General features: G+C 70.3%; 6 protein-coding genes. All 6 read left to right on the forward strand.

Going from position 1 to position 10,000, the window contains the following annotated elements:
* Positions 1–85: 85 nt before the first annotated feature.
* Complete coding sequence (locus ACXAID_RS11950) at positions 86–985, forward strand: oxygenase MpaB family protein (protein ID WP_475022425.1); 900 nt, start codon at positions 86–88, stop codon at positions 983–985.
* 183 nt (positions 986–1,168) lie between these two features.
* Complete coding sequence (eccA, locus tag ACXAID_RS11955) at positions 1,169–3,040, forward strand: type VII secretion AAA-ATPase EccA (RefSeq protein ID WP_475022426.1); 1,872 nt, start codon at positions 1,169–1,171, stop codon at positions 3,038–3,040.
* A complete protein-coding gene (gene eccB, locus ACXAID_RS11960; protein ID WP_475022427.1) occupies positions 3,037–4,563 on the forward strand; it encodes a type VII secretion protein EccB in 1,527 nt (508 codons plus the stop codon). Before eccA ends, eccB begins: the two co-directional genes overlap by 4 nt.
* The gene (eccCa, locus tag ACXAID_RS11965; RefSeq protein ID WP_475022428.1) at positions 4,560–8,558 is read left to right on the forward strand and encodes a type VII secretion protein EccCa; all 3,999 of its coding nucleotides are present in this window, start codon (positions 4,560–4,562) and stop codon (positions 8,556–8,558) included. Before eccB ends, eccCa begins: the two co-directional genes overlap by 4 nt.
* Positions 8,555–8,863 (forward strand): PE family protein, encoded by a 309-nt coding sequence (locus tag ACXAID_RS11970; protein ID WP_475022429.1) that lies wholly within the window; start codon positions 8,555–8,557, stop codon positions 8,861–8,863. The genes eccCa and ACXAID_RS11970 overlap by 4 nt, the downstream gene beginning before the upstream one ends.
* A gap of 3 nt (positions 8,864–8,866) precedes the next feature.
* On the forward strand, positions 8,867–10,000 hold a 1,134-nt coding region (locus ACXAID_RS11975; RefSeq protein ID WP_475022430.1), incomplete at its 3' end, for a PPE family protein.

The raw sequence follows: 10,000 nt of genomic DNA on the forward strand, positions 1-10,000 counted from the left end.
TTGACACCCGCTTCTCCCGGGGAGCAATATCAGGAAACACGTGTTCGCACAAATGGGTGCGACGCACTCGAGAGGAGTTACCCCGATGACGCGCAGCGAGCCCCTGCCGCAGGTCGAGCGCGCGGTCAGTGACCCCGAGGTTCGCACCCGGTCCCGGCGCTGGAGCCGGGCCGGCGGCGACGACGAGGGCATGCTCGGCCTGGGCCTGTTGGCCGGGCCCGCCAACGTGATCATGCAACTGGCCCGGCCGGGCGTGGGCTACGGAGTGCTGGAGAGCCGGGTGGAGAGCGGCCGGATCGACCGCCACCCGATCAAGCGGGCCCGCACCACCTTCACCTATCTGGCGGTCTCGACGAACGGGACCGACGAGCAGAAGGCCGCGTTCCGGCGCGCCGTCAACGGTGCGCACGCCCAGGTGTTCTCCACCGAGGAGAGCCCGGTCAAGTACAACGCCTTCGACAAGGATCTGCAGCTGTGGGTGGGTGCCTGCCTCTACAAGGGTGTCGTCGACGTGCACCGGCTGTTCGTCGGTGACATGGACGAGGCCACCGCCGACCGGCTCTATCTGCAGGGCCGGGCGCTGGCCACGATGCTGCAGGTGCCCGAGGACATGTGGCCCGCCGATCGCGCCGCGTTCGACCGGTACTGGCGCAAGTCGCTGGACGAAGTGCACATCGACGACACGGTCCGCGACTACCTCTGGCCGATCGCGGCCCAGCGGATGCGGGGCGTGAAGCTGCCCCAGGCGATCCAGCGCCGCTCCGACGCGACGGCCCTGCTGATCACCACCGGGTTCCTCCCGCAGCGCTTCCGCGACGAGATGCGCCTGGAGTGGGGGCCCAGGCAGCAGCGGCGTTTCGACCGGCTGATGAAGGCGCTGCGCGCGGTCAACACCGTCTCGCCCCGCTTCATCCGGGAGTTCCCGTTCAACCTGTTGCTCAAAGACGTCGACCGGCGCATCCGCACCGGTCGTCCGCTGGTGTGACGTCCCAGGTCTGAGCGGGTGCGGCGGGTGGGCTGTCGCACTGCCCGCGGTCCCGCGTGAGTCTCGACAGTGAGCTTATGCAATGCTAACTTCAGCAAAAGTTAGCTTAGCCATACATAAGTACTCACCGAGGGGACGAGCGGCCCCGGGAAACACCAGAGCCGGCGCCGCGACCAAACATTCATGGCCATGGGAAGTGAAGCGCTCGCTGCCGTGGGCAGCCGGGCGAGCCGGATCGATCGCGACATCGTCAGCCGGTTCGCCACCTGCTGCCGCGCGCTCGGGTTGTCGGTGCACGACCGGCAGCGCCCGCCCGATCCGGCGGCCGCCCGATCGGGCTTCGGCGCGCTGACCCGGGTGGCCAACGACCAGTGCGACGCATGGACCGGGCTGGCCGCGGCCGGCGACGTCACGCCGACGGTGATCGAACGCGTCTGGCAAACGTCGGCGACCGCCGGCGTGCTGCAGCGCGAGAGCGAACTGGCCCCCGGCGTGCTCGGCTTCACCTACGACACCGGGTTGTATCTGCGCTTCCGCGCCTGCGGTCCGGACGACTTCACCCTCGCCTATGCGGTATGCCGTTGCGAGGTCGGTGATTTCGCCACCGCCGAACAACTGGTCGCTGAGCTGCTCGACCAGCGGCCCGGCTGGCTGCAGGCCCGCTGGGTGCGGGTCGCCGTGCACTACCGGGCCGGGCGATGGTCCGACGTGGTGCGAATGCTGACCCCGATCGTCGGAAACACCGACGGCATCGGCGACGCCGCCGAAGCGGGCGAGGCCTACGCGCACGCCGCCCGGGTGACACTGGGCATCGCGCTGGCCCGGCTGGGCATGTTCGCTCCGGCGCTGTCGCACCTCGAGCACCCCGAGGGCCCGGTCGCGGTCGCCGCACTCGACGGTGCGCTGGCCAAGGCGCTGGCGCTGCGGGCGCAGGGCGAGGAGGAGGAAGCCCACGAACTGCTCCAGGAGCTCTACGCGGCCAACCCGGCGGACGCGCAGATCGAAGAAGCGCTGTCGGACACCACGTTCGGGATCACAACCACCACCGCCGCCCGAATCGAGGCGCGCACCGACCCCTGGGATCCCCGGACCGAACCGGGCGAGGCGGACTTCGTCGACCCAGGCGCCAAGGACCGCAAGGCGCACCTGCTCGTCGAGGCCGAGGCCGAACTGGCTGAGTTCATCGGCCTCGAAGAGGTCAAATACCAGGTCGCCCGCCTGAAAAGCTCGGTCGCGATGGCGATCCGGCGGCAGGACCGCGGGCTCGCGGTCGCACAGCGCACCAACCACCTGGTGTTCGCGGGCCCGCCCGGCACCGGCAAGACCACCATCGCCCGGGTGGTCGCCAAGATCTACTGCGGCCTGGGACTGCTGAAGAAGGAAACCGTCCGCGAGGTGCACCGTGCCGACCTGATCGGCCAGCACATCGGCGAGACGGAAGCCAAGACCAACGCCATCATCGACAGCGCGCTGGACGGTGTGCTGTTCCTCGACGAGGCCTACGCGCTGGTGTCCACGGGCGCCAAGAACGACTTCGGCCTGGTCGCCATCGACACCCTGCTGGCGCGCATGGAGAACGACCGCGAGCGGCTGGTCGTCATCGTGGCCGGCTACCGCAAGGACCTGGACACCTTCCTCGACACGAACGAGGGTCTGCGCTCCCGGTTCACCCGCAGCATCGACTTCCCGTCGTACTCACCGAAGGAGCTCGTCGAAATCGCCACCCGGATGGCCGAGAAGCGTGATTCCCGCTTCGAGGAGACCGCCCGAGCCGACATGGAGCGGCTGTTCGCCCACCTCGCCGAGTCCTCGACCCCGGACGCCGGGGGCGTGCAGCGGCGCAGCCTCGATATCGCCGGCAACGGCCGGTTCGTCCGCAACCTGGTCGAACGCTCCGAAGAGGAGCGCGAATACCGGCTCGACCACTCCGAATCCGAGGACTTCACCGACGACGAGTTGATGGCGATCACGGCCGAGGATGTCGCGATCTCGGCAGCGCCGCTGCTGCGCGGTCTGGGACTTCAGGCGCCCGATCAGCAGTCGGATCAGTCGTGACCTCCCCGGAGGGCGGTGACCGCCGTTCGTTCAGTTCGCGCACACCGACCAACGAGAACCCCGATCGCGTCAGCTACCGGCGCGGGTTCGTCACCCGCCACCAGGTGACCGGATGGCGATTCGTCATGCGCCGCATCGCTTCCGGAGTCGCCCTGCACGACACCCGGATGCTCGTCGACCCGCTGCGCACCCAGTCGCGTGCGGTGCTGGTCGGCGCGCTCGCCCTGGTGACCGGCGTCGCGGGGTGCTTCCTGTTCTCGCTGATCCGGCCGTCCGGGGCGGCGGGCGACGACCCGGTGCTCGCCGACCGGGAGACGGCCGCGCTCTACGTCAAACTCGGCGACCAGCTGCACCCGGTGCTGAACCTGTCTTCGGCCCGGCTGATCACCGGCCAACCGGACAATCCCGCGATGGTGAAGAGCAGCGAACTCGACCAGTTCCCGCGGGGCAACATGCTCGGTATCCCGGGCGCCCCGGAACGTATGGTGGCCAACCCGGCCCGGGACGCGCACTGGACGGTCTGCGATGCCGCGGCGGGCCCGCAACCCGGTGTCACCGTGATCGCCGGCGCGCCGGCCACCGGCGGACAACGCGCGGCCGAGTTGCCCGCCGGGCTGGCGGTACTGGTGGAGAACGCCGGGCGGACCTGGCTGCTGTGGGACGGCAAGCGCAGCCCGATCGACCTGGCCGACCGTGCCGTGGTGGACGGCCTGGGCATCGGCGCCGAACTCGTCGAGCGGGCCCCGATGCCGATCGGAACCGGCCTGTTCAACGCGATTCCCGAGGCGCCGCCGCTGATCTCGCCGGTCGTCCCCGGAGCCGGCGTGCCCGCCGGAGTTCCGCTTCCGGTTCAGGCCCCGGTGGGCGCAGTCGTAGTGGCCTACGACGCCGACAACACCCTGCGCCACTACGTGGTGCAGCCCGACGGCCTGCAGCCGGTCCCGGTGGTGGTGGCCTCGATCCTGCGCAACACCAACTCCTACGGGCTGGCTGCACCGCCGCGTATCGGTGCCGACGACGTGGCACGCCTTCTCGTCGCCGGCGGAATCGACACCGCGGCCTATCCGCCGGCCCCGCTCGACCTCGTCGACCCCGCCACCCAACCGGTCATCTGTGCTTCCTGGTCTGAACCCGAAGGGGCGCAGACACATTCGCTGACACTGCTGTCGGGTGCGACGCTGCCCGTTCCGGATGGCCTGCGTACCGTGCAGCTGGTCAGCGCGGGTGGGCCGGGTGGGCCCGCCGACCGGGTCGCGATGACGCCGGGCACCGGCTACTTCGTCGACAGCGCCGGGTCGCTGTTCTGGATCGGCGACACCGGGGTGCGCTACGGAATCGACACCGCCGGCGACGACGGCTTCGACACCGTGGCCGCGCTGGGACTGACGTCCACACCGCTGCCGATTCCCTGGTCGGTGCTGTCGCAGTTCGCCGCGGGCCCGACGCTGTCGCGCGCCGACGCGCTGCTGGCCCACGACACGCTGGCCCCGAACGCCGAGCCGGCCCGGTTGGAGACCCCATGAGCAGGTTGATCTTCGAGCACCGCAAGCGGATCCAGCCGCCGGCGGCGCGCAAGGGCACCATCACCATCGAGCCACCGCCGGAACTTCCGCGGGTGGTGCCGCCTTCGCTGCTGCGCCGGGCGCTGCCGTTCCTGATCGTGATCCTGATCGTCGGGATGATCGTCGCGCTGTTCGCCACCGGCATGCGGCTGCTCTCGCCGACCACCCTGTTCTTCCCGTTCGTGTTGCTGCTCGCCGCGACCGCGTTGTACCGCGGGTCGGACAACAAGCTGCGAACCGAAGAGGTGGATGCCGAGCGCGCCGACTACCTGCGCTACCTGTCGGTGGTGCGTGACAACGTGCGCGCCCACGCCGATGAGCAGCGCGCCGCGCTGCAATGGTCACACCCGCACCCGGCCGCGCTGGCCGGCGTCCCCGGCACCCGCAGACAGTGGGAACGCGACCCCGGCGACCGCGACTTCCTGGTGTTGCGGGCCGGACTGCACGATCAGGCGCTCGACGCGACCTTGCGGGTCAAGGACACCGCCGACGAGATCGATCTGGAACCGGTCTCGCACACCACCCTGCGCGGCCTGCTCGACACCCAGCGCACCCTGCACGACGCACCCACCGGCATCGACCTGTCCAGGGTCTCGCGCATCACCGTGATCGGCGACGGGGCAGACGCAGATGCCGCCGTGCGCGCCTGGATCACCCAGGCGATGACCTGGCACGATCCCTCGGTGCTCGGGATCGGCTATGCCGGTGCCGATCTGGAGAAGGATGCGTGGTCGTGGCTGAAATGGCTGCCGCACACCGACGTGCCGGGTCAGGTCGACGGTGTGGGCCCGGCCCGGTATCTGACCACCGACGCCACCGAGTTGCGCCGGCTGCTGGAGCCCGCGCTGGCCGACCGGCCGGCGTTCACCGGTGACGGCGCGGCCAACACCAAGCATCTGCTGCTCATCCTCGACGACCCGGACGTCGACCCCGACGAACTGGTCGGAGCGGTACCGCCGGCCGGGGTGACCGTCATCCATCGCAGCACCACCGAACCGGAGCGCGACCGGTACGCCGATCCGGAGCGCCCCGTCCTGCGGGTGGCCGACGGCGCCATCCGGCGGTGGCTGGGCGGCGACTGGGCGGCCTACATCGACACCGCCGACCGGCTCGACGCCGCCGACGCCCGTCACCTCGCACGCCGGCTGTCGCGCTGGGACTCCAACCCCGGCCACGGCCGCTCGGCGAGCACCGGGGGTGCGACGTTCACCACGTTGCTCGGAATCCCGGATGCCTCCGCGCTGGACGTGGCCGCGCTGTGGGCGCCGCGCAACCGCGACGACGAGTTGCGGGTTCCGATCGGCGTCACGGCCACCGGTGACCCGCTGTACTTCGACCTCAAGGACGAGGCCGAGGGCGGCATGGGCCCGCACGGCCTGATGATCGGTATGACCGGCTCGGGGAAGTCCCAGACGCTCATGTCGATCCTGCTGTCGCTGCTGACGACGCATTCGGCCGACCGGCTGGTGGTGATCTACGCCGACTTCAAGGGCGAGGCCGGCGCCGACATCTTCCGCAACTTCCCGCAGGTCGTCGCGGTGATCTCCAACATGGCCGAAAAGCGTTCGCTGGCCGACCGGTTCGCCGACACGCTGCGCGGCGAGGTGGCCCGGCGCGAGCAGCTGCTCAAGGAGGCCGGCCGCCGGGTGCAGGGCAGCGCGTTCAACTCGGTGACCGAGTACGAGAACGCCCGGATGTCGGCGGCAGGAGCGGCCGCCGACCTGCCGTCCATACCCACCCTGTTCGTGGTGGCCGACGAGTTCACACTGATGTTGGCTGAGCACCCCGAGTACGCCGAGTTGTTCGACTACGTCGCGCGTAAGGGCCGGTCGTTCCGCATCCACATCCTGTTCGCGTCGCAGACGCTGGATGTGGGCCGGATCAAGGACATCGACAAGAACACCTCCTACCGGATCGGGCTGAAGGTGGCCAGCCCCAGCGTGTCCCGCCAGATCATCGGCGTGGAGGACGCCTACCACATCGAATCCGGCCGGGAGCACAAGGGCGTCGGCTTCCTGGTGCCCGCCCCCGGCGCACTGCCGATCAAGTTCCGCAGCACCTACGTCGACGGAATCTACGAGCCGCCCCGGGTCGACAGGTCGATCGTCGTGCATGCGATTCCGCAGCCGCAGTTGTTCCCGGCCGGCTGGGTAGACCCGGAGCCGGACACCGTGATCGTCGACGACGGCGCCGACGTCGACGTGCTGCCGCCGCGCAAGCTGATCGCGACCATCGGCGACCAGCTCGCCCACTACGGCCCGCGCGCACCGCAGCTGTGGCTACCGCCCCTGGACGACCCGATTCCGCTCGAGGAGGTGCTGCAGCGGTTCGCAACCCCGGCCGGGCAGTGGCGCTGGCCGCTCGGTGAGATCGACCGTCCATTCGAGATGCGCCGCGACACATTGGTTTTCGACGCCACATCGGCCTCGGCGAACCTGGTGATCCACGGTGGTCCGAAGTCCGGGAAATCGACCGCACTGCAGACGTTCGTGCTGTCGGCGGCGGCGCTGCACGCCCCCGGAGACGTGTCGTTCTACTGCCTGGACTACGGCGGCGGACAACTGCGCGGCCTCGAGGAACTCGCCCATGTCGGCGCAGTGGCCTCCCCGCTGGAATCGGAGAAGATCCGCCGCACGTTCGGCGAGCTCGACCAGTTGCTGCGGGCCCGCCAGCAGGCCGGCGCCGCCCACAACGGCGCCTACCGGGACGGCTATGGCGAGGTGTTCCTCGTCATCGACAACCTCTACGCGTTCAGCCGGGACAACACCGACACGTTCAACACCCGCAATCCGCTGCTGAACAGGGTGACCGAACTGGTCAACACCGGCCTTTCGTACGGCATCCACGTGATCATCAGCACGCCGAACTGGCTGGAGGTTCCGTTGGCGATGCGCGACGGGCTGGGCCTGCGCCTGGAGTTGCGCCTGCACGATCCGCGGGACAGCAATGTCCGGGTCACCGGGGCGCTGCGCCGCCCGGCCGAGGGCGTCCCCGTCGACCAACCCGGCCGTGGCCTGACGATGGCCGCCGAGCACTTCCTGTTCGCCCGGCCTGCCCTGGAGGCCATCCCCGCGCTGAACGCCCGCCATCCCGACCGCAGCGCGCCGCCGGTCCGGCTGCTGCCCACCGACCTCGCGCCCGACACACTGGGCCCGCTGTATCCGGCCCCGGAGCGGGTGGTCATCGGGCAGCGTGAGGAGGACCTGGCGACGGTCAGCCTGGACTTCGCCGACAACCCGCTGATGATGGTGTTCGGCGACGCCAAGACCGGCAAGACCACACTGCTGCGGCACCTCATCCGCACCATCAGGGAGAACTCGCGCCCGGACCAGGTGGCGTTCACGGTGATCGACCGCAGACTGCAGCTCGTCGACGAGCCGCTGTTCCCGGACAACGAGTACACCCCCAACATCGACCGCATCCTGCCCGCGATGCTGGGACTGTCCGCGCTGATCGAGAAGCGGCGCCCGCCGGCCGGGCTGACCCCGGCCGAGCTGAGCGGTTGGTCCTACCGCTCGGCCAACGGCGGTGCCGATCACCCGACTGACAGTCACACCCACTACCTGATCATCGACGACGTCGACCAGATCCCCGACGGCCCCGCGGTCAGTGGCCCGTTCGTCGGCCAGCGGCCATGGACCGCGTTGATCGGGTTGCTCGCCCAGGCGTCCGATCTCGGGCTGCGGGTGATCGTCACGGCCCGCGCGGCGGGCTCAGCGCACGCGGTGATGACCGCACCGCTGCTGCGTCGCCTCAACGATCTGCAGGCCACCACGCTGATGCTGTCGGGCAACCCACAGGACAGCGGCAAGATCCGCGGCCACCGGTTCAGCCGGCTGCCGGTGGGCCGGGGCATGCTGCTCGACGAGCGCGATGCGCCCACGTTCGTTCAACTCGTCAACCCGTTGGCTAGCGCCGCGGTCGCCCACCGTGGCGGGGAGGAGTACCACCGATGACATTGCGGGTCATGCCCGAAGGGCTCACGGCGGCCAGTGCCGCGGTCGAAGCGCTCACCGCGCGGATGGCCGCGGCGCACGCCGCGGCGGCGCCGATGATCAGCGCCGTGGTGCCCCCCGCCCTCGACCCGGTCTCGCTGCAGACCGCGGCCGGGTTCAGCGCCGGTGCGGCCGAACAGCAGACGGTCGCCGCCCAGGGGGTCGAGGAACTCGGCCGCTCCGGAGTCGGGGTCGGCGAATCCGCCGCCAGCTACCTCAGCGGTGACGCGATGGGCGCGTCGGCCTACCTGATCGCCCGCGGCTGACCGATGGTTTCCCCCGTCGCTGCGCTCGCCCCGGCGACCGCTCCCGTCTGGATGGCGCTGCCGCCCGAGGTGCACTCGACGCTGCTCAGCAGCGGTCCAGGCCCTGGACCACTGCTGGCGGCGGCGGGTTCCTGGCAGGCGCTGAGCGCCGAATACGCCTCGGCGGCAGCCGAACTGACCTCGGTCCTGGCAGGGGTGCAGGGCAGCTCCTGGGAGGGGCCCAGCGCCGAGCGCTACGTCGCCGCCCACACCCCCTACCTGGCTTGGCTGGCTCAGCAGAGTGCCAACAGCGCCGCGACCGCGGTGCAGCACGAGACGGCGGCCGCGGCCTATTCGACCGCGCTGGCCACCATGCCGACGCTGCCCGAGCTCGCCCTCAACCACACCACGCACGCGGTGCTGACGGCCACCAACTTCCTGGGCATCAACACCATTCCCATCGCGCTCAACGAGGCCGACTACGTCCGGATGTGGATTCAGGCGGCCACCGCGATGAGCACCTACCAAGCCGTTTCCGGCGCGGCGCTGGCCGCCACCCCGACACCGACGGCGGCACCGTTCATCCTGATACCCGGTGTCGGCGAGGCCGGCCGGGCCGGTGCGGATGTGATGGCCTCGGCCGCGCAGGCCCAGGCGGGCGAGTCCGGCAGCTCGATGAACATCGCCGACATCATCAACGACCTGCTCGGGTGGTACGGCGACCTGCTGGAGTTCCTGTTCGACCCGATCATCAACTTCCTGCAAGACCCGATCGGCAACACCATCCAGCTGATCACCGACTTCCTGACCAACCCGGCGGCGGCGCTGGTCACCTGGGGTCCGTTCCTGTTCGCGGTGGCCTACCAGGCCGTGTCGTGGATCGGCGCCTCGATCCTGTATCCGTCGCTGCTGCTGTTGCCACTGGCGGCGGCCACCCTCGGCATCGTGCTGGGGATCGGGGCCTACGTGCTCGAACGGCTACCCGATGCGCCCGCCGAAACTCCGGCCGAGGAGCCGGCCCCGGCGCCGGCGCAGACCCCGAACCGGCCCGAACAGGGTATGCCGGTGGCGCCCATCTCCGGAGCGCCTGCGGGGTCCGCGGCACCGGCGGCGAACACTGTGGCCGGCGGTGCACCAGCCGCCCCGGCCGCCCCGGCC

The organism is Mycobacterium sp. ABE4_509, from assembly GCF_056160785.1.

Coding starts and splice junctions, on each gene's coding strand:
- ACXAID_RS11970 (WP_475022429.1), top strand. CDS start 8,555: ATGACATTGCGGGTCATGCCCGAAGGGCTCACGGCGGCCAGTGCCGCG.
- eccCa (WP_475022428.1), top strand. CDS start 4,560: ATGAGCAGGTTGATCTTCGAGCACCGCAAGCGGATCCAGCCGCCGGCG.
- ACXAID_RS11950 (WP_475022425.1), top strand. CDS start 86: ATGACGCGCAGCGAGCCCCTGCCGCAGGTCGAGCGCGCGGTCAGTGAC.
- eccA (WP_475022426.1), top strand. CDS start 1,169: ATGGCCATGGGAAGTGAAGCGCTCGCTGCCGTGGGCAGCCGGGCGAGC.